Annotated in this window: 20 protein-coding genes and 1 pseudogene; 7 read left to right on the forward strand and 14 right to left on the reverse strand. The window is 40.9% G+C overall.

Annotation, left to right across the window (positions count from 1 at the left end; translation table 11 throughout):
- The first annotated feature begins 169 nt into the window (after positions 1–169).
- Entirely contained in the window at positions 170–757 is a 588-nt protein-coding gene (locus tag MKZ10_RS16160) for a GNAT family N-acetyltransferase (RefSeq protein ID WP_342505942.1), read from the forward strand.
- A 355-nt stretch (positions 758–1112) separates the two neighbouring features.
- Here MKZ10_RS16160 and MKZ10_RS16165 read toward each other — a convergent pair whose 3' ends face one another.
- The 6 genes from MKZ10_RS16165 to MKZ10_RS16190 all read right to left on the reverse strand — a co-directional run bounded on the left by MKZ10_RS16165 (position 1113) and on the right by MKZ10_RS16190 (position 8685).
- Entirely contained in the window at positions 1113–2000 is an 888-nt protein-coding gene (locus tag MKZ10_RS16165) for a 5'-3' exonuclease (RefSeq protein ID WP_342505943.1), read from the reverse strand.
- Between the two features lie 151 nt (positions 2001–2151).
- Entirely contained in the window at positions 2152–3630 is a 1479-nt protein-coding gene (gene hutH / locus MKZ10_RS16170) for a histidine ammonia-lyase (protein WP_342505944.1), read from the reverse strand.
- Between the two features lie 19 nt (positions 3631–3649).
- Positions 3650–4912 carry an imidazolonepropionase gene (gene hutI, locus MKZ10_RS16175; protein ID WP_342505945.1) on the reverse strand — a complete coding sequence of 421 codons (1263 nt, stop codon included), beginning with the start codon at positions 4910–4912 and terminating at the stop codon, positions 3650–3652.
- Entirely contained in the window at positions 4909–6585 is a 1677-nt protein-coding gene (hutU, locus tag MKZ10_RS16180; RefSeq protein WP_342505946.1) for a urocanate hydratase, read from the reverse strand. Before hutU ends, hutI begins: the two co-directional genes overlap by 4 nt.
- A 254-nt stretch (positions 6586–6839) precedes the next feature.
- Positions 6840–8171: a DUF4179 domain-containing protein gene (locus tag MKZ10_RS16185; protein WP_342505947.1), complete on the reverse strand. Its 1332-nt coding sequence runs from the start codon at positions 8169–8171 to the stop codon at positions 6840–6842.
- Positions 8164–8685 carry a sigma-70 family RNA polymerase sigma factor gene (locus tag MKZ10_RS16190; protein ID WP_342505948.1) on the reverse strand — a complete coding sequence of 174 codons (522 nt, stop codon included), beginning with the start codon at positions 8683–8685 and terminating at the stop codon, positions 8164–8166. The genes MKZ10_RS16185 and MKZ10_RS16190 overlap by 8 nt, the downstream gene beginning before the upstream one ends.
- A 141-nt stretch (positions 8686–8826) precedes the next feature.
- Between MKZ10_RS16190 and MKZ10_RS16195 the strand changes: the two genes are divergently transcribed.
- The 4 genes from MKZ10_RS16195 (at position 8827) to MKZ10_RS16210 (ending at position 11421) form a co-directional block, all read left to right on the forward strand.
- Positions 8827–9603 carry a hypothetical protein gene (locus tag MKZ10_RS16195; protein ID WP_342505949.1) on the forward strand — a complete coding sequence of 259 codons (777 nt, stop codon included), beginning with the start codon at positions 8827–8829 and terminating at the stop codon, positions 9601–9603.
- Between the two features lie 354 nt (positions 9604–9957).
- On the forward strand, positions 9958–10446 hold the full coding sequence (locus tag MKZ10_RS16200; protein ID WP_342505950.1) for a hypothetical protein: 489 nt from the start codon (positions 9958–9960) through the stop codon (positions 10444–10446).
- A 59-nt stretch (positions 10447–10505) separates the two neighbouring features.
- Positions 10506–10811, forward strand: coding sequence for a hypothetical protein (locus tag MKZ10_RS16205; RefSeq protein WP_342505951.1), 306 nt, complete (start codon positions 10506–10508; stop codon positions 10809–10811).
- A 220-nt stretch (positions 10812–11031) separates the two neighbouring features.
- Complete coding sequence (locus MKZ10_RS16210; RefSeq protein WP_342505952.1) at positions 11032–11421, forward strand: hypothetical protein; 390 nt, start codon at positions 11032–11034, stop codon at positions 11419–11421.
- 357 nt (positions 11422–11778) lie between these two features.
- Here MKZ10_RS16210 and MKZ10_RS16215 read toward each other — a convergent pair whose 3' ends face one another.
- Together MKZ10_RS16215 and MKZ10_RS16220 are read right to left on the reverse strand one after the other, a co-directional pair.
- Positions 11779–12435 (reverse strand): Type 1 glutamine amidotransferase-like domain-containing protein, encoded by a 657-nt coding sequence (locus MKZ10_RS16215; RefSeq protein WP_342505953.1) that lies wholly within the window; start codon positions 12433–12435, stop codon positions 11779–11781.
- 277 nt (positions 12436–12712) lie between these two features.
- Positions 12713–12906 (reverse strand): annotated as a pseudogene (locus MKZ10_RS16220) (hypothetical protein); the annotation flags it as partial.
- Between the two features lie 132 nt (positions 12907–13038).
- On the opposite strand from MKZ10_RS16220, the gene MKZ10_RS16225 reads away from it, so the two are divergent.
- Together MKZ10_RS16225 and MKZ10_RS16230 are read left to right on the forward strand one after the other, a co-directional pair.
- On the forward strand, positions 13039–14553 hold the full coding sequence (locus MKZ10_RS16225) for a BCCT family transporter (RefSeq protein ID WP_342505954.1): 1515 nt from the start codon (positions 13039–13041) through the stop codon (positions 14551–14553).
- A gap of 135 nt (positions 14554–14688) precedes the next feature.
- Positions 14689–15591, forward strand: coding sequence for a M20/M25/M40 family metallo-hydrolase (locus MKZ10_RS16230; RefSeq protein ID WP_342505955.1), 903 nt, complete (start codon positions 14689–14691; stop codon positions 15589–15591).
- On the opposite strand, the gene MKZ10_RS16235 is transcribed toward MKZ10_RS16230, so the two are convergent.
- From MKZ10_RS16235 to MKZ10_RS16260, 6 genes are all read right to left on the reverse strand, one after another.
- Positions 15568–16575, reverse strand: a complete 1008-nt coding sequence (locus MKZ10_RS16235) for a polysaccharide deacetylase family protein (RefSeq protein ID WP_342505956.1) — start codon at positions 16573–16575, stop codon at positions 15568–15570. The genes MKZ10_RS16230 and MKZ10_RS16235 overlap by 24 nt on opposite strands.
- Positions 16576–16735: 160 nt before the next feature.
- Positions 16736–18046, reverse strand: a complete 1311-nt coding sequence (locus MKZ10_RS16240; protein WP_342505957.1) for a hypothetical protein — start codon at positions 18044–18046, stop codon at positions 16736–16738.
- 43 nt (positions 18047–18089) lie between these two features.
- A complete protein-coding gene (locus MKZ10_RS16245) occupies positions 18090–19268 on the reverse strand; it encodes a glycosyltransferase (RefSeq protein ID WP_342505958.1) in 1179 nt (392 codons plus the stop codon).
- Between the two features lie 16 nt (positions 19269–19284).
- Positions 19285–20421 carry a glycosyltransferase family 4 protein gene (locus MKZ10_RS16250; protein WP_342505959.1) on the reverse strand — a complete coding sequence of 379 codons (1137 nt, stop codon included), beginning with the start codon at positions 20419–20421 and terminating at the stop codon, positions 19285–19287.
- Positions 20418–21977, reverse strand: a complete 1560-nt coding sequence (murJ, locus tag MKZ10_RS16255) for a murein biosynthesis integral membrane protein MurJ (protein WP_342505960.1) — start codon at positions 21975–21977, stop codon at positions 20418–20420. Before murJ ends, MKZ10_RS16250 begins: the two co-directional genes overlap by 4 nt.
- The gene (locus MKZ10_RS16260) at positions 21978–23660 is read right to left on the reverse strand and encodes a GNAT family N-acetyltransferase (RefSeq protein ID WP_342505961.1); all 1683 of its coding nucleotides are present in this window, start codon (positions 23658–23660) and stop codon (positions 21978–21980) included.
- Positions 23661–23670 lie beyond the last annotated feature (10 nt).

A 23670-nucleotide genomic window follows, 5' to 3' on the forward strand; every position in this document is an offset into this window, starting at 1 on the left:
AATTATATGCAATTAATTAAAAGTATTTAGTGATAATTGGTTTCAAAACGCGTAGTGGGGGTATATACTACATATGAGGATTTTTTTATGACCTCTTTTTTCCTCTTCAAGTAAGATCCCCAAACAAAAAGCTCCAGGTACAATGATACCACCGGAGGAGATTTACCTTATGAATTGGTACGAGAAATTAAGCGAGTATTTCCCGATTGAAGAAATGAAATCCAAGGAACACATGGACGCATTGCTGAACGACAAGAAAAACATTTATATGAAAGAGGAAGGACCTCATCACGTACTCATGTATGTCGAAACAGAAACATTCATATTTGTCGATTACCTCTTTGTATCATCAGCTTCACGTGGTGCCGGCCTTGGCCGAAAACTTCTCACTTCATTAAAAGAAAAAGGTAAACCGATTATTTTGGAAGTTGAACCTGTCGATTATGAAGACACGGATACTGAAAAACGTCTGAAGTTTTACGCACGTGAGCAATTTCATCATGCGCAGCGGATTGGCTATTGCCGTCGCTCTCTTGCGACAGGTCAACCAACTGAATTGGAAATTCTGTTTTGGTCACCCTCCGATGCGGATGAGCAAAGTGCTTACGAAGCAATGATACACACGTATGAAGAAATTCATACGTATAAGGATGAAACATTTTATGGCGATCACTACGAACCAACAGATAAAGTTCTCGTCTTTCAGACTGAACGCAAGAAAAATATCCTTGCATCGTTCACCACAGCACTCACATAATAATCAATTACGCCTCTGCGTAATTGCGTCCAGATTTTGAATTGCGCTTGTGCCTGCTGGATGCAGGTATGCAACCATTGCCGCAGGACGCGGCGCTCTTTGTTTCCCCTCCACAACTCCTTTCAAAATCTGTGACATCCGCGGACCAACAGGATGTTGGTTATGCAACCGTTGCCGCAGGACGCGGTGAACTTAGGTTGCCTTCCATTCTTTGTTCAGCCGGCGTTTGTACACACGCTGAACAGGAAAACAAAACCGCATTCTTCTCGCCACCTACAGAGGTGGGAGTCTTCTGCTGAATAAAGATAAAAGCTGAAGTCCCTTGGGATTTCAGCTTTTTTCATGTATCTTTCATCTACAACGAAAGCGATTTGGCTTGTCTAGCAATCATCGAATAACCTTCTTGTTCAATTAAATCTCGGACCTTATCATCATACAGAGGTATCTTCAAATCCTCTATTGCATCATTCATGTCAATCTCACAATGAATTTCTGCCAGCTTTCTTGATAAATGAAGCATGTCGATATCTTCTTCGATTTTCTTACGCATTCCCGGCGTTAATTCGTGTAAGGATTCAATAACACCCTCAATTGAACCATACTCCTTTATTAATTTCAGTGCCGTTTTCGGTCCAATGCCTTTCACACCTGGGTAACCATCACTCGTATCACCCGTGAAAGCTTTTACATCTATAAACTGCTGCGGCTCAATGTCGTATTCTTCTACAAATCGTTCATATGTATAGATGTCATAAACATTGTACCCTTTTTTCATAAAGGCAATGCGGACGCCTGGTCTGAGCAATTGCAGCAAATCTTTATCACCCGTAACGATGGTGATGTCCGCTTTGCCGTCCCAAGTAGAGACCATTGACCCTATCAAATCATCAGCTTCCATGCCTTGTATGCCATAGTTTTTCCAGCCCATTAGCTCAGAAACACTTCTTGTCATATCAAATTGCGGTACAAGTTCTGGTGCTGGTGCAGGACGATTCGCTTTATAGCCATCGAATAACTCATTACGAAACGTATGCGCACTCATATCCCAGCAAACTGCCAGATGTGAGGGCTCGAATAATGAAGTTGCGGTCATTGTATGACGCGCAAAGCCCTGCACCCCATTTGTCGGTATGCCTGCTGCATTCGGGAAATAATGTCCCATGGCGGACGTTGCAAAGAATGAACGAAATAGCAGTGCCATTCCATCTATTATTAAAATATGTGGTTTTTCTTGAGTGTCCATTGAATACTTCCTTTCAAATCATTACTAGTTCTATCATAACATATGATTTTAATGGATACCGCTGCCGATGTTGGATACTTTGGAGAAATGGTTGGACACTTTGAACAACAAAAAAGCCGAAGCCATAACCCCGGCCTCAGCTTTCCCTCCTTCACTTCACCAAAAACTGTGCTAACTTTTCAATATCTGGTGTAAAAATCCGGTCTTCTTCTATCGGACGTACGATGGCTATTAACTCCTCGAACTTCACCTGTGTTTTCGGCGCCATCTGTTCAACTCCCCGAATATAACACCCTGTCAACGCACATAACGCTTCAATCGCCAAGACATGTCGCGCATTTTTAATAATCGCATGAGCATGCCTTGCACCAATTGTCCCCATCGACACATGGTCTTCCTGATTACCTGATGATGGAATCGAGTCAACAGACGCCGGATGTGCCAATGTTTTATTTTCCGACACAAGACTTGCTGCCGAATATTGTAAAATCATCGCACCGGATTGCAGACCTGGTTCTGGACTCAAAAATGGTGGCAATCCTTCGTTCAACTGGGGATTTACCAATCGTTCAATACGTCGCTCCGAAATATTCGCCAGCTCCGCCACACCAAGCTTCAGAAAATCCATGGCAAACGCAATTGGCTGTCCATGAAAATTGCCGCCAGATACAACTGTATCACCGTCATCGAAAATAAGCGGATTATCCGTTGCTGCATTCATTTCAATTTCCAACTTTTCTTTGACATAGCCAAGCACCTGCCAGCTCGCACCATGCACTTGTGGAATACAGCGAATGGAATAGGCGTCCTGCACACGCTTTTCTCCTTGAACAGTCGTCAACTCGCTTCCGGCCAACCATTCCAACATTCGCGCTGCCACATCCACTTGTTCTGGATAGCCGCGTGCTTCATGAATCGCTGGATGCAAAGCATCCGTAATGCCATGCAACGCCTCCATCGTCATCGCCGCAATCCACTCACTATTGAAGGCCAATGCTTCCGCCTCCAAATAATTGACCACACCTTGCGCCGTCATTGCCTGCGTTCCATTAATAAGTGCAAGACCCTCTTTTGCCTCCAGTACAATCGGAGCAAGACCATGTTCTTTCCAAACATCCTCCGCAGGAACATGCTTCTCCTTTTGCCAGACAAATCCTTCCCCTAGCAAAACAAGCGCCAAATGCGATAACGGTGCAAGATCACCCGACGCTCCAAGTGAACCTTGCTGTGGAATCACTGGGTGAATTCGATTGTTCACCATATAAGCGAAACGCTCCAACACTTCCACACGAATACCCGAAAACCCCTTCAATAACGCATTCAAGCGCAATACAACCATTGCCCGTGAAACCATTTCTGGAAACGGCTCCCCAACACCACATGAATGTGAGCGTATCAAATGCAATTGCAAGGCTTTCGTATCCTTCTCATCAATTTTCACATCACTAAACTTACCAAATCCTGTATTAATACCGTAGACAGTTCGATCTTCCCGCACAATCTTCTCCACTGCCGCACGACTTTTACGCACTCGCGCCAATGCTTCTTCGTCCAATAAAACCCCGGATTCTTTATATAAAATAGCCTTCATCTCATCCAAATGAAGAGATGAACCCGTTAATGTAATCATAGTAACCACCCTCTGTTCCTTAATGACCGACAACTTTGACACCCTTTTTCCATACTGCTTTCACGTGATTGACGCCAAATAGATACTGCAGTTCTTGGTAATTAGCAATATCCCACAACACAATATCCCCTTGTTTTCCTGGCTCGATCGATCCAACTTTATCTTCCATCTGAATAGCACATGCCGCATTATACGTCGCAGCCGTCAATGCTTCCGATGGTGTCAAACGCATCGAAATACATGCCAAATTCATAACCAATGGCATCGATGTCGTAGGAGATGAACCCGGATTACAATCCGTTGAAATCGCAACAGGCACACCCGCATCAATCATTTTTCGACCTTCCGCCGCTTGTTCCCTCAGGAAAAGTGCAGTCGCTGGCAATAAACAAGCAATCGTCCCGGCACTAGCCATCGCTGCAATGCCTTCATCAGAAGCTTTCAGTAAATGCTCTGCTGAAATCGCACCCACTTTGGCTGCCAGTTCTGCCCCACCATATGGCTCGATTTCATCCGCATGGATTTTTGGCATGAGTCCGTACTTTTTACCCGCTTCTAAAATGCGTGCTGATTGTTCAGGTGTGAAAACGCCGACTTCGCAAAAGACATCATTAAAGACTGCAAGCTTTTCATTGGCGACAGCTGGCAGCATTTCATTGATAACATAATCGACATACTCCTCTTCGCGCCCTTTGTACTCTGTCGGGACAGCGTGCGCCCCCATGAACGTTGGGATGATATCAATCGGGTGCTCCTGCTGCAAGCGTTTCATGACACGTAGCTGCTTCAATTCCGTTTCTAGATTGAGCCCATAGCCACTTTTCCCTTCAACTGTCGTGACGCCATGTTGTAAAAAGGAATCTAGTCGGCGCTTCGTTTGCTCGACCAATTCCTCTTCCTTTGCTTCTCGCGTCATCGTTGTCGTTGCGTGTATTCCCCCACCAGCATTCATGATTTCCATGTAGGTAGCACCTTGAAGTCGCCTTTCAAATTCGCGTTCGCGACTACCGCCATAAGCAACATGCGTATGCGGATCAACAAGTCCCGGTGTAACCAAACGACCCTTGGCATCTGTAATCGTTGCTTCATGGGCGCGATCTTGAAACTGTACTTCGAGTTGTCGTGTTGTGCCTACTGCTTGAATAATGCCATCCTCAATCCAAACACTGCCATCTCGAATGATGGATATATTATTCATAGCATCTTTCACACGTGGTCCCTTACTCGGTTGTGCTAATGTTGCGAGTTGAGATGCATGTTTAATCCATACGATATTCGTCATTCTGAGCCCTCCCTTTTAGTCATCATTGGGATATTGACCCCTTTTTCCCGAGCCGTTTTCTCCGCCAACTCATAGCCAGCATCTACATGCCGCACGATGCCCATACCAGGATCTGTCGTTAAAACACGTTCAATCCGAGCTTCCGCCTCTTTCGTGCCGTCTGCCACAATGACCATGCCTGCGTGAATTGAATAGCCCATTCCGACTCCACCGCCATGATGAACGGAAACCCATGTTGCACCACCGACTGCATTGATCATCGCATTCAAAATTGGCCAATCAGCCACAGCATCTGAACCATCTTTCATCGCTTCTGTTTCGCGATTAGGCGATGCTACCGAGCCAGAATCGAGATGGTCCCTTCCAATAACGATAGGAGCTTTCAGTTCGCCCGAAGCGACCATATCATTGATGATTTTTCCAAATCGCGCACGTTCTCCATAACCAAGCCAGCAAATTCGTGACGGCAATCCTTGGAATTGGATTTTGTCTTGTGCCATCTTAATCCAATTGCATAAATGCTTATTTTCGCTAAACTCGCGTAAAATCACTTCATCTGTTTTATAAATATCTTCAGGATCTCCCGATAATGCTACCCAACGAAATGGCCCTTTCCCTTCACAAAACTGCGGACGAATATACGCTGGAACAAACCCTGGGAAATCAAATGCGCGTGTGACACCTTCGTCCTTCGCTACTTGACGGATATTATTACCGTAATCGAACGTGATGGCACCTTTATCCATCATGTCAATCATTGCTTCAACATGCTTTCCCATCGACGCCTTCGAACGTTTTACATAGTCCTCTGGATTGGATGAACGAAGTGCCGTTGCCTCCTCCAGCGACATGCCAACTGGTATATAACCATTCAGCGGATCATGCGCCGATGTCTGGTCCGTGAGCACATCTGGAATAAACCCGCGAGCAATCATAGCAGGTAACACCTCTGCTGCATTACCAAGCAATCCAATCGATAGTGCTTCACCCTTGGATTTCGCTTCTTCTGCCAGACGAATGGCTTCATCTAAAGAAGCAGTTTTGACATCGGTATAACGCGTTTCAATACGGCGATCAATACGCGTTTCGTCAACTTCAATACCAATACAAACACCGCCAGCCATCGTCACGGCAAGTGGTTGTGCGCCGCCCATGCCGCCCAGTCCAGCCGTTAATGTAATAGTTCCTTTCAATGACTCCCCAAAATGCTGCTTCGCCAGTTCAGCAAACGTTTCATACGTCCCTTGTACAATGCCTTGTGAACCAATATAAATCCAACTACCCGCTGTCATTTGTCCGTACATCATCAAACCTTTTTTATCGAGTTCATGGAAATGCTCCCAGTTGGCATAGGCCGGCACTAAATTCGAGTTGGCAATCAATACTTTTGGTGCATCTGTATGTGACTTGAATATCGCAACCGGTTTTCCCGATTGCACAAGTAAAGTTTCATCATTTTCAAGTTCTTTCAACGAGCGAACAATGGCGTCAAACGACTCCCAATTACGCGCCGCCTTACCGATTCCCCCGTATACAACCAACTCATCTGGATGCTCCGCCACTTCCGCATCCAAGTTATTCATCAGCATACGAAGTGCCGCTTCCTGTTGCCACCCCTTCGTATTTAACTCCGTCCCCCGATAACGAATTACCCGTTCAGCTGCTTTTCCCACTAGGAACCCCTCCTGACTAATCTACTATTAGAGTACACGATGTAAGCGCTTTATTGTAGGGTATTCAGAAAATTTAGTCCGTGGTAACGTGATGCTGTTGTAGTGGGATGAAGTATGTAGATTTTTGGGAAACTGGACTACCTATTTTGCAAACTGAGATACCTAAACGCGAAACTGGACGACCAATTATGAAAACTCGACTACCAATACAAAAAAGTTCCCCAGTAGCCTACACTACCGAGGAAATTTTTTAACTATTTAATTCTAATTCGCACATCTTCTCTAATCCATTGCGGATAACTCGCAATATCAAGCTTCATAACCCCTTTAATAGTGCCAGGCGGTAATTCCACACTTGTCTCCAAATGCCTTTCATCTAGCACTCTCATTCCATTAGTGACTGGATCGATTATCTCACCACTCTCTACAATTTCTACCTCACCTGAGAAAACAGATGTATGCAATTCGGTTCCGCTTTCAAATAAAAATCTAAGATGATTTCCCATAATTCCTACCTCTTTAAATCGGCCATCTGACGGTTGCTCCAAAATAATTTGCTTATCCATATCAACCAATACATGCGTTTCATCCTTATCCAACGCTTGGAGCTTCGTGAACTCCATATACAGCTCTTTTGGCTGATTAAAATAGTTAATCGGCAAATACATTACTTGGTTTTCTCCCTCAGATCGAATCCCGTACCCAATACCGTTTTCGTTTATAGAAGTCCACTTCTTTCCTTTGTTATCGACCAATTTAAAATCATCAAATGATAATATTTCTTTTGTATTAGATGGGTTTATTTGAAAATGAATACCTACGCGAAGCGTCGCCATCTCCACATATTGAAAGGTTATTTCCTGACCCTCAATCACAACAGTTTGATGGATAGGGTACTTTTCAGCAGGCTTTCTTTTTTTCTCTAAAGAGAAAGGTATTTCATAGTCAATTGAGCGAAATTTCGACTCCATCTTCGCCTTAAGCGTAAACATTGTCTCATCAATCGCATTGTCAATACGAACACTCTGATAGGCTGCCCGTTCCGTCGACTTGCGTTCGTCCAAAGTCACACCAGCAAGCACATCTACGGCCACGTTTTTTCCATTGTTGTTGATTAATTCAGGGGTCCCATTCATAAATAATATTTCATCTGATTTTTCCCCTTTTACCGTATAAAATAATACCATTTCCTTTTCGTCCGCAATAACACCTTCTAGTGTCAATGTCACACCATCTTTTTCAGCAGACAAATGCAACCGTTGAAAATCATCATTATCGATTGCTGCAGCAATGCCTTTATCATAGCGAATCAACTCCACTAGTCCTTCCATTCCGGGCAACGAGGCAACGGCACCCGCGAACGTTGTAGAGACTCGTACAGATGTGACGAGTGCGAGGAGAAGTATCACCGCAACAACCGCCGTCCACACACCACGTTTAACAACAGGACGTTTTTTCACTCGTTTCGCATGCTGAGCACGCTGTAAACCTTGCCGAATTGCCCCTTCCAACTCAGTCTCCAGCACACCTACTTTTTCAATTTCCTCTTTCCATTTCTCCAACTTTTCTTCCTCATCCTTAAACACGGCGGATCTCCCCTTTCTCTTCAATGAATGAACGAAGTACCTTCAGCGCCTTATACAATCTCGTTTTGACCGTACTCTCTGGAGTCGCAGTCATTTCGGCAATTTCTTTAATTTTGACATCCTGTAGGTATTTCAAATGAATGAGTTCACGCTGCTCGTCGGTTAATTGCCCAAGTGCTTCTTCAACCTCTAGATAGGTATAGTCCTCACTGATTCCTTGCTGCATGACGAGGTCTTCATCCAATAGCAGACGCTTTTGCTTATACAAAACATCACGGCAATAATTCATCATGATTCGAATCAACCACGTTTTCGCATATTCTGGCTTTTTCAATGAATGAATTTTTTCATACGCACGAAATGTCACTTCTTGAACCGCTTCGAGTGCATCATCTCGATTTTTCAAATAAGCTAGTGCCGTTCGGTAAAGCGCATCTTTATGTTTCAACATTAGCGACAGGAAAGCATCATCATCTCCTGTGATGGCCTGCTCTACCAATTCCGTGTCTGTCAAAACCCCACCTCATTTCCTGTTATTCATTAGACCTGTGAAACATGAAAAAGTTTGCGTGAAATTCGCGAAAAAAATCAGCGTCCATTCCATTTCATCTATTGTCGCATAGACTAGATGGAATCAGTTGGAAGGAGTGAATAGATGGTCAACATGCAACCGGGTGGGCAAGGAGAGCAGCAATGGTCTCCGCGTTTACCCGAGGGATATGAGGGAAATAACGCTCAAAGCATGCCAGGATACGGGGCTGGCAGCGGGATGATGGGATATGGAATGCAAGGGTTCTCTCCACAGCAAGGTATGATGGGTTATGACACGCAAGGATTCTCGCCACAACAGGGAATGATGGGCTTTGATATGCAAGGTGTCTCCCCCCAGCATGGAATGATGGGGTATGATATGCAAGGATTTTCTCCTCAGCAGGGTATAGTGGGCTATGACATGCGGGATCTTTCACTAGAACAAGATATGTCCGGGCACGCCATGCAGGCATTCGCCCCCATGCAGAGTCGACCGCCCAACCAAGGAATGCCGGGATTTGGACCTCCTGGATTCCCGCCTAACCAAGGACCACCAGGATTTGGACCGCCAGGATTCCCACCTAACCAAGGGCCTCCAGGGTTTGGACCTCCGGGACGTCCGCCAGGTCAATCACCCGGTCAACAAGGTCCAACATCCCCACCACCGAACACCATCCCTGCTTATCCGACTACACAGACATTCGCAGTCGATCCAGGCGCCATTCGCGGTTGTCTCTATCGCCAGACATATGTGTGGTTATCCAGAAGACAAGGCTTTTGGTTCTTTCCAGTCTTTGTGGGGCGCACTTCCGTTGCAGGCTACAGATGGCGCAGTAGACAAAGAAGATGGGAGTATACAGGGATTAGCTTGAGTCAAATTGATCGGTTCACTTGTTTTTAATAAAAGGCATAAAAAAGTAATTCCATTTACAACTAACCCGTTCAGTTCACTCGTATAAAAAAGAAAATAACAGATCAAATAACAAGCCAAATAACATCATATTAGAACATAAAAAAGCACTTCATTCGCAGTGCTTTTTTATGTTCTAGAAAACAACGAACGTTCATTGTTGGACGAAATAATAAAAAGACTTCCAATTCCTAATCAGACAAGAGGTTCATTTTTAAAATAGGAAGGAATTTATATGTATTTTTGGTATAATAGCACAAAGAAATTATTTCTTATTGATCTTACGTAGCAGTTTAGTGCGAGAAGAATATATGTCTTATCTAAAGTAATTCGGTGAGGATAAATATGACAAAAAATATAATATTTGTTCTATTTTTATTGGTAATACTAGTTCTCGCTGCATGTAATATCGTCGAAGGTCAACAAGAAGAAAGTATAGATGATGATTCATCCGTTCAAGAAGAAAATCGACTAGGAGAAAGTATAGAAAATTACGAAGCTCGAATTCTAAAGGTTGATACAGATTTAGAAAAGGAACATGTTTGGCATTTTGTCCCAGAAGGTATTAATACAATGACTATTTCTGCGGATGTAGAAAATGTTGAAACAATACTCTTTTGGATAACTGAAACGGGAACAGGGACTTGGGCTGAAAGAACACTTATTGGTTACGACATAGATGGGAGTGATGGTTGGTTCATTACATGGGAATTCGGTGATAGGATATTCCTCGACCACATTACTATTCAGGCTTTGGGAAATGATGGTGCTACTCAAGCAACAGAGTATCTCAATCTCCGTTCCCGTTCTACGGTTGAAACAGATGGAGAATAAATTAAGTAGGGTATTTAATAGTTTGTGAATTATTAAACTTAAACTAACAGAGGCTTTACTTGAAGATCATTGTGGCGCTAAAAATGCTCTTTATCTTGTTCAGCCCACATGCCAGTTTAGTTGAAGAATTGTTTAACCTGTGTTCAACAATCGGACCAGTTTGTGATGTACGAGAAAGGCCGTGTTTAAAAATGAAAACTTGGGTTTCTTTAGTTTTATCTGCGTTAGCGATGTGGATTTCATTCAGTGAATTTCTAAAAAGAGATATTTTGATTTCTAAATCATTTCCACTTCTCTTCTTCCTCGCTGCGTTATACCTCTTTGTTGTATCAGTAATTGATATATTTCAAAAAAGAGGAAAGTAAACTCATCAAAACTATTGATTAATCAGGACAATGAAATGTTTTATTCATCAGGGAACTGGTTCAATTTGTGAATAAGCGTCTCTATTTTTCTTAAACTAACGTGGGGATCAGAACTGTTTTGACGACTCTTTTTCTTTATTGAACTAAAGGAGCAGCTTAGTTCAATAAGAACAGGTAACTTTTGTTGTACAGTTGGGATTAGAAGGGGGAAGTTAATAGCGTGGAGATTTCTAAGAAAAATACATTAAAAAATCGAATTGCTTTCTCACTATTAGTTTTAGTGATAGTTGGTGGAGCAACGTATTATGAAGTTTTCTATACACCTAAAAATTCGTTAGAACTATATCAAGCAATTTCATTTGCAAATGACTTTGAAGACGTAAAGAAGTTAATGTTAGACGGGTATGAAGATAATTTTAAGGAAGCAGATTTTGAGTTTATAAATAGTTTGGATACGTCTCCAAATCGTGTAGGTCAATTCACTTTTTTTGAATATGATGAAAGAACTTTTGCGATTATGACTTCACCAGGTACAAAAAAGTTAGAAGTGCTTGCAGTCGATGAATTGCCAAAAGATATAAGGAATTATTTTCTCCAATTAGGACAATAAAACCTAAGTTCTACAACTCACGGGTACTTTAGTTGAAGAAGGACGAAGAAAATAGTACTTATAAAAATGAAAACGCTGAATTATTTTCAGTGTTTTTTTCGATTGAATAAATCCCATCTTTTCATCTCCATTCCCCTTCAATTTGGCCACTGAATTAGCAGTAGTTTTAATACGGTATTTTCACCTTATAATAATTATTTTTGCTTGTTTAATTCATATGCGAATTGGCGGTCTAATTCGTGCTTTAATTTACATCTTGCACAACTCAACTGAACGGAATAATTAACTTCGCAGAATTTTAAATAGAAGCTTTGCATAAAGAAATGCATTCCATTAAGCCATAGCCATTCACCACAACTAAAGCGTCTCATCCAATTTCTGAATCTTGGAGTGGGAAATTAAATAGACATCACCTAAAATGTCGATGTTGCCTTCCTTTACACGTACAGCACAATCTTTATTCGATGCATAAATATTTATTTCTTCCGATAAAGGAGACAGTTCACTTTGAACTAGCGCAATGTTATTTTCAAAATCAAAATGAGACAGGACAGAAAAATCGTCAAGACCAATTCCATCGTAAACAGTGCTTATTTCAACTTCATCTCCAAAGTTTTTCGAGCATAACCATTTAGCGGACATGTTGATGGCTCCAGCGCTTGCGCCCATCACAACGGCACTGCTTTTTTTAATCGAATCCGATAATTCATATTCCACTAAAAAACGATTTTGATTAAGAATATTGCCACCCAACAAGAAAATGACGGAAGCATTTTGGATAATCATTTGAGCATCTTCCTTCTGTACGCGTTCATTAATTACATGATACTTATCAAACATAATGCCTACCTGATCGAGCCATGAGCGTTCGGTCGCACCAACATCTTCATAATTAGATGGATTCGAGCTTATCATAGCAAGCGATTTTCTGTCAGTGATATCCTCCTGTAACACCTTACTCAGATTCTCCGAAAAAAAATGATCAAACCAACCTAAATAATAGTGAGTTTTCATAAGTACCTCCATAGCAAAATGTAAATAACATTGATTTTATGCATTACTCATTGTATTTCCTTTTCACGAACACCATACACCAAATTTACCCTTTTAATGAACAATCAAGTTTGATTTCACACCTCTCAATAATACTAGATATTTCCATAGAAATCCCCCCTAAAAAGATTGTTCTCTTCATTTCTCTACACTTTACTGACCGATTTACATAAATAAGATTACACCTGCTCACCTTTGTCGCTCCATTGCTAAATTCACTCATCTTATAAGAAGATTGTCACATTGAAGCCCAATTCGAAATGCCAAGTATATAGTTACGTTGTAATGATTCACGATTAAACGCAGGTAGATCATCAGGTGTCCGACTTGTGACTAACTGATTTTGATACCCGTATATTCCATATCAACTTTTATAATTTGATAGATCGTCGCCTCTCTTCCTTCAGGAGCTTTGGCTGTAATTAATTATTTGATAGCTGTTTAACATAGCTCCTGTTTAGAATAGAAATAGAAATAAAAAGAAGTGCATACCCACTACAAATAATGGACAAGATTACTCTGTACAACTCGCATCATTATTACATAGGGAATATGGGTGGACAGATGAAAAAAACTTCAAATGTATTCTGGATTACGCTTGGGCTTGTCTGTATTGCAGTGTTGTATGGGGCATTAGCACCCGAAAGCTTTGAAAGTGTAACCGGCAATATGAAGAACTTTATCACATCGTCATTCGGCTGGTATTATTTGCTTTTCGTCACAGGTATCGTTCTGTTCTGCCTGTTCTTTATCTTCAGTCCAATGGGGCAAATTACACTTGGTAAGCCAGATGAAAAACCCGAGTATTCCCGGATGAGCTGGTTTGCGATGCTATTTTCAACCGGGATGGGAATAGGACTCGTTTTCTGGGGCGCAGCTGAACCGCTATCTCACTTTGCAATAAATCCTGCAACAGAACAACCTGGTACAGATGCCGCTTTTCGTGAATCGATGCGTTACACCTTTTTCCATTGGGGGATTCACGCCTGGGCCATTTATGCAATCGTTGCTATGTCACTCGCCTATTTCCAATTCCGCAAAGGTGAGCCTGGGTTAATATCTGCAACGTTGAAACCGCTATTTGGCAATCGGATGGATGGTACGTCCGGCACAATCGTCAATGTACTCGCCGTATTCGCAACCGTCATAGGTGTAGCAACGACACTTGGTTTTGGTGCCATTCAAATTAACGGTGGTCTGGCTTATCTATTTGACTTACCTATCAGCTTCTCTGTTCAACTCATCATTATCATCGTCGTCACCATTCTCTTTATTGCTTCCGCTTGGTCAGGTATCAGTAAAGGCATCAAATATTTATCCAATGCGAATATGGTACTGGCGGCAATACTGCTCATTCTAATGATTATTCTCGGACCAACGCTGTTGATTTTCGATACATTCACGGATACCATCGGCTCTTACATTCAAAACTTACCACGTATGAGTTTCCGCGCTGCACCACTCGATGATAGCAACCGAGCATGGATTAATGACTGGACGATTTTCTATTGGGCCTGGTGGATTTCCTGGTCTCCCTTTGTCGGCATATTCATCGCCCGTGTATCCCGCGGGCGAACCATACGTGAATTCCTTACAGGCGTCCTGTTATTGCCGACTTTACTCAGTTTTTTCTGGTTCTCAGTTTTCGGCTCTACTGCAATGGATGTCCAAATAAAAGGCGTGGATTTAACCAACCTCCTAACCGAAGAGACCCTTTTCGCTATTTTCCATGAACTACCTATGTCGATGCTGTTATCGATTATCGCCATCCTGCTCATCGCGATCTTTTTCATCACATCGGCTGACTCGGCCACATTCGTTCTCGGCATGCAAACGACATACGGTTCACTTCAACCACCGAATGTCGTCAAACTGACGTGGGGAATTGCGCAAGCAGCAATTGCGATCATCCTCCTATCAGCTAATGGTTTGACTGCTCTACAAAATGCATTGATTATTGCCGCGTTGCCTTTTTCCTTCGTCATCATCTGTATGATGGTCTCACTTTATAAGGAGCTCAATAAGGAACGCAAAGAGATGGGATTAATGGTGAGGCCTTATTCGAAGAAGAAAAAATGAAGATTATGACGAGTCAAGGCTAAGTAATCCACTTAGCCTTGTTCTTTTTCCACTAGTTTTGTCACTTTTTGATTACATTCTTTCTTTTCCTTAAACCATGGTACAATTTCCTAAACTACAGTGGAGGGGATTCGGTTGCTACGTAAAATACTGCTTTTCTCACTCATCTTCATCCTTTCAGCCTGTTCATCTCCAGCAGAAGTCGGACGTCAGTTAACTGATACAGAATCGGCTGTGTTAAGACTTATAGATAGCGAACAACTCTATGCATCTATTCAAGAACTAACGAAAGAACCTCGCATAGCTGGCACGGAATCCGAACGGATAGCTGCTGCATTCTTATCGACACAACTTGAACAGTATGGGTATGAAGTTGATGTACAAACCTTTACTTTACAAAGTTCCACAGTAGATAAGCCCGAATCTCAAAATCTCATTGTCACAAAAAAAACTACTGATAGGCTCCCATCAACTGACGATATTATTGTGATAGGGGCACATTATGATTCCGTCGTTCTATCACCAGGAGCAAGTGATAATGCAAGTGGGACTGCTGTATTGCTTGAAATCGCTCGCATCATAAAAGATACACCGACCCAGTCTGAAATTCGCTTCATCTTTTTTGGCTCGGAAGAAAATGGACAAGCAGGCTCTCAAAATTATGTCAATGAAATGACAGCAGATGAAATTGAGCGGACAATTGCTATGTTTAACCTGGACATGGTCGGTAGCGCAGATGCCGGACCTCTAACGATGTTTACGGTAGACGGCATGCCAAACACCGCGACGAAGATAGGCAACAAAGCGAATGTGGATCTATTTGGCGAAACTTTATCTCTTGCATCTTCTGCTCAAAGTGATCATTCAGCCTTCCATAATGTAGCCATTGACGCAGTCATGTTTACTCATTTCCCTTTGGAGAAAGCCTACCATTCAGCTAATGACACTATCGATAAATTGAGCGAACAGCGATTAGAAAATATCACTCGTATATTAACAATGTCCATTCTCGAATTAATCGCCCTTGAGAGTGAGTGAATCCTTTACCTGTAAAGCAAGCGTTGAAGCCTCCGCCATCGTAAGGCTTGTTAGACCGTATTGATCTCTCATTGCAGCCACGTGGATCAGGACTTCCGACAAAAAACGAATATTGCTATCGATGTCTTTACCAAAATTATGTGGATGCCACCAAAGATGAAATACTTCTCCCTTTTTCGCGGCATTCGTTATACTTTTTTTAATTCTTCTTAAACGTAATGAATCGAAACTTTTCAGGCTAGCATGATATGGCCTTAAAAAACAACTCGATGGTAAGTTGACAATGGGTTCAGTCGCTACTTCATCAATCCGATACGTATGATCACCGAAAATAGGTATATAACAGTCAGCCAGCCTAAGCATTCTCTTCAAAATCCCTTCCTTATGATACGGACCAACTTGATAGACCCAACTGTCTTCATGCCCCCTAAAACTTTGAATACCGTTCGCTTTGCAAACGTGTAAATAATCATTGTTAATTTGGTTTCTCGGAAATACGATTGATTGGGTAGACTGTCCAATTTCTTCAGCGATCTGTACGGAAGCTTTTACATCCGCTTCAAATTGCTCCGCAGTCTGTCCAGCTTCCAAACAATAATAATGTGAAAAAGTATGGGTTGCCAATTCCTGATTCGGGTAATCCATGATTTCATTTATCAATGAAGCACCAAAATGCAATGGATCCTGTTCTTCGTTTTCTCCAAGGCTCTCCAGTTTGTCATATGGCGACAAAGCTACATTCGTATAACTCGGATAGAGATTAGGTAGGTTTGCCAGTAGCGTTTTCTTGTTATCAAAAAAAAGCATACCTACAGTCGCCCATGTTGCATGAATATCGAAATGCTGGAACAGCTCTAATATTTTTGGTATGGCTTGCCGAACACCTAAGATATTTTCTTGATACTTTCCTGACGTGTAAACATCATGGACACCCCAGTTTAATTCAAAATCTAGAGAAACGATGAAGATTCCTTGTTTACTCATATTTTCATCAAACCATCACCATTTGTAATAGATATAGGGTAATAAAGGGGCTTCAGTCGCTGAACCTGTGTATAGGTAAAGATAAGCATAATTGCATGTTGGGCTTTCAATAGATAAAGTAATTCCCTCCCACATAATAAAATATAAACCGCCTCCATATCTAGACTTTTACATGAATCAGGGATAACAAAGACAGGAACAAAACTAGCGGGAAAAAGTCCATTACAATGGAGTCCAGTGAGAAATTTGCCACAATGACTACGAATAAGGGCAAGCTATTTAACACTCGCTTAGCCTTTTTAATGGAGCCCTCCGCTGTTTTATTCATATGCTTATATGAATAGCCAACAAAAACAAGTAATGCGACAATGCCAAGAAATCCTGTGAAATACCAATAAGACAAATACATATTATGCGCAGCATAGCCGTCTAAAAAACCCGTTCCAATACCATTTCCGATTAGAAAAATACGTGGATTCGTAATGATTTCTTGGATATAAGCTAACCATAAAGATGATCTACCCGTTGTGACCGAAACGACCGTGCCCCCTTGTTCTGAAAAACGTGCAAGGGTCACAACGATAAAATCAAGTAATCCAAATGGCATGGCAACGAAAATAATGACCGTCAAAGCAAATAAATACTTCATAACACTTCTATATTTAGACGTGACATATATGAGGCACATGTAAATCAAGATGACAATCAGCATGAGCAAAAACATTTTAGACAGTGTAAGTAAGCCCATAAAAGTCAAAGCTATTATGAGGACACTTTCTTTTAAAAGTTGTTTTTTATATCCAGAAATAACAAGCAGAAGCGCAATCGCAACTAATACTTGCAAAGAAAAATAATTAGGGTCTACATCCAGTCCGCTAAATCGAGTGTACAAGTGATTATTCTCGTATAACGTATAGGTTTCACCCCTATTTTGAATATATTGTTCCACTTGGGGTACCCAACGACCAAGTAGGGCAACAAAGCCGGAAAATACAAGACCTGAAGCATAGGAAAGCACATATCTTTCATAAGAAGCATTCTCGGTGAGCGTCGCAGTAGCTACTGCTATCGTCAAGAAATTCAGCAGGAATCCAATAATAACAAGCAGATTGCTGTTCGATGCGAAACCTGAAGTCAGCAAAATATAAAGAACAAAAAACAGAAATCCCATGATGACAGTTAGACTAACACGTATTTTATTGTTCAGCATCGAAAATAAACAGGACATCAAGTAGACGACTTGAATGATATGGAAAAAGGAAAAACGATCTCCATCTAATTTCAATACGTATATCCATGTAGAGAAAAACAGCAGGAAAATAATTTTACCTTCTACCTTTTCTTTCATGATTCCATAGCAAGACACGAGTAAAAAAAGGACCAAAAATAAGTTATGACCACTTATTAGTTTGGCCAATACGGATAATGCAGCTACCATAATCAGTACGCTACTTGGAATCGCCCGATTCACCTTTTTCCTCCTCCCCGTCTACGCACGAAAAAATAGGTCCCTACTATAAAACATCCTGAAGCTGTCCTATCGCGACCTCATTGCTTCCTCTATTTTTCCGACTCCCATCTTGTAAGCCTACGAGAATATTTTGATCGTCAAGAACCGCTTTCAACGCATCAAACAATGCTTGCGTATCTGTCTCAACAATAATTCCATTCACTCCATTAGTAAGCTGTTCTTCCGCAGAAGCATATGCAGTCGTGATGACTGGTATTCCTAAAGCAAGAGCCTCACCAACAACCATAGGATAGCCTTCATAATCAGACGCTAAGACGAAAGCGTCTGCCTGCTTAATATAGGGAAGGGGGTTCATCTTTTCCCCCATAAACACAAGCAAATCCAATACACCATACTTGTCAGCAAGTGCATAATTCTTATCCCAATCCGGGCCATCTCCTACGAGCCACCATTTAAAATCGACGTATCCAGCACTCTTCAAGAGATGCACGACCTCTATAATGCGATCTATCCGCTTCGTAGCATTATCAATGCGAGCAACTGTGACGAAATGAGTCCTATCCAATCTGTACATGGGCACAAACTCATCAGCTCGATTTTGAATCAGGTTATATGGAAAAAAGTTATAGACTACTGCCGACTTGTGTTCATATTCGGGAAGAAATCGATCGAATTGCTCCTTTCCAGCTTTCGATACGTTAACAATCGTGTCAAAGTCCCGGTAGCTATTTAGACAACTCTCTCGGTTAAATTGCGCTTTAATCGGATCTGTATGAATCCAAGCAATTTTCTTATCCGCAATGACATTTTCGATGACGTATTGATTACTCCCTCTATTAAAATAGCCTTGCGGGACGTCGTTAAAATAGGAAATCGCCACCTCATACGGTTGCTTTTTTTTCTGTAATGAAAAGAGTATTTTAAAATAGAAGGACGATCCAACGAGCCTAACAAATAGCGTTAATAAGATCCTCATCATTTTGTCGAATAGGCTACCATTCTTTATTACTTCCGAGAACGGTGTAGCTGTCAGCATCAATAAGTAGTTACTGGAAACTACATTCACATTTTTAGGTAGTTCCTCCGCTAACTCTCCTTTGTGAGCAAACAGAAATAAATCAATCTCATTGCGATGATCCGCCGCTAATATGTCTAATGTGTTGATGAGGGCCCGTTGAATTCCTCCCATTGATAAGTTGTATCCTACAATTAAAATCTTCATCAGCTGTCATTCCTTTTTAGAGTTGTTCATATAGACGTATTAACCGTTCTCCCATAATGGACCATGCATATTTTTCTACATATAAACGATGCGATCGAATACCCATTTCCAGAAACTCATTGGGATTTGTTTGAAGAAGTTGTTCGATCAGATTCATTAAACTAAGCTTGTCATAAGCAATAACAAATCCGGTATGATTGGCTGTAACGATTTCATCAATTCCTGTCTGTTCTGCAACGATAATTGGTTTCTTCAATAACATCGCTTCATATAATTTATTAGGTGATGAAAAACGATGATTCGGCACTAAAGGATTGTAAATGGCCAGCATCACATCACAATGCTTGGTTAAAGCGAGGGTCGACTCATAGTCCAATTTGCCATAATAAAAAATATTGTCATATGCCAGACTTTGCTTTTTAAAAAAACTCTCTAAATCGCCAAAACCACCGATATGAAGTTCAACATCCTTACACTTAGCGATTACTTCAGCGATTTCGAGTAGAAAACGACTTTTCGATAATACGCCAACATAAACAAACTTCAATTTCTTATTTAGATTACCCAGAGGAACAAATCCACAATTTACGATTGGTAACCTATCTGGAGAATTATGAATGATCCACAAACTCTTAGGTACGCTCTTTCGTATTTGCTCGATTCTACTTTCATTCACAATAATGACGGCATCTGCCTTGTTAATCATCCGAATATCCAGACCTTCAATGACAGGCTTCAAGATTGTTGGAACCCTAAACGCATCGACATAATAATCGAACACATCATATACATACTTTTTACGAAAGATTTTCGATACAATAAATGCTGGAATGACTGTATCAAAATCACATGCATGAATCACATCGTAATCCCTGCGGTAATGAATCAGTTTTTTTAATAAGAAAAGTTGAAATAATAACAGAGACCACAAATTAATAATTCCTCGCCCGAATAATGCCTCTTTGTGGAATAAATCAATCTGTACCTGTCCATTATCTAGCGATACAACATCTCTTTTTTCAATAGCTTGTCCCAAATTTCTTTCCCATGCTAGAACCCTTAAATCATAGCCATATGTCAGTAACGTGTTCAATTCCTTTTCAACGCGTGGATCAGGATTGACTGGATTTGATCTTGCCATCATAATTCTCATAAACGTAACTTCCTTCGCATAAAAGTAAGGAATTCTTTCGATTCCTTCACTTTTAAAATTGTCAATAAAAAGAAATAGAGACTACATCCTACGAGTCCAATGACCATCATTTTCAAAAAATCGTTCATCTGAAGCCATACATAGCCATTCAATAGCACAATGACCCCTCCCATAACTCCTGACGCCATCAATACTTTCGAAAACGTGATGGCCATACTTTTCAAGCCCAGTGGACCAATCTTTCTTCGAAGACTGGTGCATAGGAGTGCAACACTAATAAGTGCCGAAATACTTGTTGCTAGTGCCAATCCATTCAGCCCCATATAAGCCGATAAAATGATATTCAATACGATATTCAGAGCCACTGCAATAGCAGCATTGACCATCGGGGTTACCATATCTTGGAGTGAATAAAAAGTACGCAATAAGATTTCCCGGATGCCGTAACCTATCATACCTATGGAATAGAAAAACAATGCCTCTGACGTTAACAAAATGGCTGGCTCATCGAATTGTCCACGACCGAAAAGCAATTGAATAATTGGTTTAGCCATGATCATGATGCCTAGACTTGCCGGCACGACTAGCAGGATCACACTTGAAAGAACCTCACGCATCGACCTCTTCAATTCTTCCATACTTTTTTCAGCAGCCATTTTTGATAAATGTGGAAATAGAATAGCGATAAATGACAGAACAAATATCCCATGAACGAAATCATTTAACCGACTGGCATATGTTAGTGCAGAAATCCCACCTTCTACAATCTTGGATGCTAGTGTTTTATCTACTATGGAATTAATGTGATCAACAGACATCCCCATTGTGATTGGTAATACAAATAATGCTATTTTCTTTATATTTTCATCTAGAAATGGAACTACAGGAGAATACCGATATTTCATTTTTGAAAGGGAGGGCAGTAAAAATAGCAATTGAGCCAGTGCAGCAACAATACTACCAATTGCTAAACCAATACTATGTGTTTGTGCACTGATGACGATGGAGAGAATAATGATGAAATTGAAAGGAAACCCTAGCATGGCAGCTGTCGTAAATTTCCCATTGACCTGGAGATAACTTGCAAGTAGCTGGGTAAGGCTTGTAAAATAGATACCCACTAAGCTGATACGCGTGAAGAGAACCGCCATTCTCTTTGTTTCTTCCGTAAAACCTAACGCGAATAGCGTCACGAGTTGATTTGAAAATAAAAAACCTACAAGAAGAAGTACAGTTGTGATAAGCAGGATAACCGTCAGTAATCTGTTCGTAAAATTCAGTGCTTGTTTTTCACCGCTCGTATTTTCAATTTCTTTGTAGAGCGGGATATATCCTGATGAAATTCCCGTCATCACTACACTGAATAATATAGTTGTAATTGAAATGGAAATGAAATAGGCATCCGTCGTGACAGAAGCTCCATAAAAATAGGTCAGCGTAATATCACGGAGAAACCCAAACACTTTGGATAGAACCGTTATGATCATTAATAGTGCTGCTGTTTTTTTTATCGTTTCGATGAGTTGCCCCTTCTCCGCTAGTTGTTTTTTAATCATTTACCCCTTGCCATCTACAACAGTAGATGACCTAAAGCCGAAGATTGTCCGGTTCGAAACCTCTTTATCTATGAAAAAACCCTTACTCCTTAAAAATGCCACTCTTTTCTTATCTGGCTTTTCCAAGTCTATAACGATTGTTTTTGCTTTATAATCACTCTTTACGAATGCACATATATCCATGATATTATCTAAGTTCCACTTATCGATATAGACACTGCCCTTCCGTAATTGGGTAAGATAAGAGATTGCATCTATTCGCAAGACATTTGGATTAATCCAACAAATCGTATCAAAAGACAACTGTTTTTCGGTAGAATAACCGGTAAATCCACGGTACAGCCTATTTCCTATTTCCTTCATTTCATCATCTTCAAAATCGTTACTCGCAAATACCATTTTTATCGTTAAAGGTGTAAATGTTTTATAAGTGACGAGCGCAGAATCCGAGTGTACATTCATTTTTAAAACCATATGCTGCCGCTGTTCATAAAAGAATTTTCTTATGGAATTGATACCGTTCATGATGTCGGGTGTCACCTTCTTGAACGTTTTAGTTGAGCGTAGATTCCTCAAAATATATTTAATTTTCCCGACTGTATTACGTCTAAACAACACGGCTTTCCTACTTTTTTTAATCCCAGAGAGCAGCCACTCTTTCCCCCATATGAGATTCCTTTTCCCTTTTTCTCGTATAGTATTTGAAGAAAAAGCCATTCTTATCGTATGATCCAGACCCGTATTCCATTCGAATTTATAAGGCTCATAACCAATACTCATATCTAAAATTTTCGTTGAACTATTGACACTTTTCTTGATTTTCTCTTTAACAAGTATGCGACCTGGGCTAAAATAATCGAAGGCATCGTCATGTCCTAGCACATACCCCATATACCTTCCTCGACATTTAAATCCGTAAGTGAAGGCAATGAGCCTATCCTCTAAGTAAAGAGATTCAATTCGTACACGCATAGCTCCTGTCGTATTTTCAGCTAGTTTCCTAAAGAATTGCCTTTTCTCCTGACTCGTAAATCCACTTGTATCATTTTTCTTCTCCCATCTTTTATTATGCAGATGAAAAATCGTATCCATCTCTTCGGGACGACTCGTTTCAAGCTTAACTGTCCCTAAAGACCGTAGTCTTTTTTGCCTTCTATCCAGACCGTGTAGTGTCTTTCTCTCTTTCATATAGTCATCGAGTTGGATATTTTCCAAGTCAACAAAAGGGGTTACAATTCGATAAGTACGATTTTCTATGCCCCGCTTCTCCAAGTAGGCCACTAAACTTTTAGGTGTCTGACTACTTTCTAATAACCCGTGTAAGTTGAACAATACCCGTTTCTTCGTTTCAAGCAGGTAGTCAAGTACTAACTCAATTGCCTGATCCAAAATAGATGCATCCGCAATAAAATCCATGTAATTGGCCTGTCCAAGCGCCATAAAATTATATTCATAACCGAGCCCTTTTTGGGTATACATAAAGGGAAAAAATGCAACAAAACGATTGTTATGTTGAACAGCAATGATTTCAATATTTTTCCCCTCACCTAAATAACTCCACCATTCATACAACCATTCAAATTCGATAAATGGATTTGTATTGTCAATACTCTCCAAAATGAAAGACCAATCATTTTTATAATCCTTCAGTTGATCTACCGATGTAATTGTAATGAGTTTCATTTTTTCCTCC

Origin of the sequence: Sporosarcina sp. FSL K6-2383 (genome assembly GCF_038618305.1) — a bacterium.
Lineage (GTDB): Bacteria > Bacillota > Bacilli > Bacillales_A > Planococcaceae > Sporosarcina.

What these genes read in the sequence shown, in the direction of transcription:
- murJ (WP_342505960.1), bottom strand. Translation starts at nt 21,977, where the DNA reads ATGATTAAAAAACAACTAGCGGAGAAGGGGCAACTCATCGAAACGATA.
- hutI (WP_342505945.1), bottom strand. Translation starts at nt 4,912, where the DNA reads ATGACGAATATCGTATGGATTAAACATGCATCTCAACTCGCAACATTA.
- MKZ10_RS16260 (WP_342505961.1), bottom strand. Translation starts at nt 23,660, where the DNA reads ATGAAACTCATTACAATTACATCGGTAGATCAACTGAAGGATTATAAA.
- MKZ10_RS16165 (WP_342505943.1), bottom strand. Translation starts at nt 2,000, where the DNA reads ATGGACACTCAAGAAAAACCACATATTTTAATAATAGATGGAATGGCA.
- MKZ10_RS16235 (WP_342505956.1), bottom strand. Translation starts at nt 16,575, where the DNA reads ATGAGTAAACAAGGAATCTTCATCGTTTCTCTAGATTTTGAATTAAAC.
- MKZ10_RS16225 (WP_342505954.1), top strand. Translation starts at nt 13,039, where the DNA reads ATGAAAAAAACTTCAAATGTATTCTGGATTACGCTTGGGCTTGTCTGT.
- MKZ10_RS16200 (WP_342505950.1), top strand. Translation starts at nt 9,958, where the DNA reads ATGACAAAAAATATAATATTTGTTCTATTTTTATTGGTAATACTAGTT.
- MKZ10_RS16250 (WP_342505959.1), bottom strand. Translation starts at nt 20,421, where the DNA reads ATGAGAATTATGATGGCAAGATCAAATCCAGTCAATCCTGATCCACGC.
- MKZ10_RS16160 (WP_342505942.1), top strand. Translation starts at nt 170, where the DNA reads ATGAATTGGTACGAGAAATTAAGCGAGTATTTCCCGATTGAAGAAATG.
- MKZ10_RS16195 (WP_342505949.1), top strand. Translation starts at nt 8,827, where the DNA reads ATGGTCAACATGCAACCGGGTGGGCAAGGAGAGCAGCAATGGTCTCCG.
- hutH (WP_342505944.1), bottom strand. Translation starts at nt 3,630, where the DNA reads ATGATTACATTAACGGGTTCATCTCTTCATTTGGATGAGATGAAGGCT.
- MKZ10_RS16245 (WP_342505958.1), bottom strand. Translation starts at nt 19,268, where the DNA reads ATGAAGATTTTAATTGTAGGATACAACTTATCAATGGGAGGAATTCAA.
- MKZ10_RS16215 (WP_342505953.1), bottom strand. Translation starts at nt 12,435, where the DNA reads ATGAAAACTCACTATTATTTAGGTTGGTTTGATCATTTTTTTTCGGAG.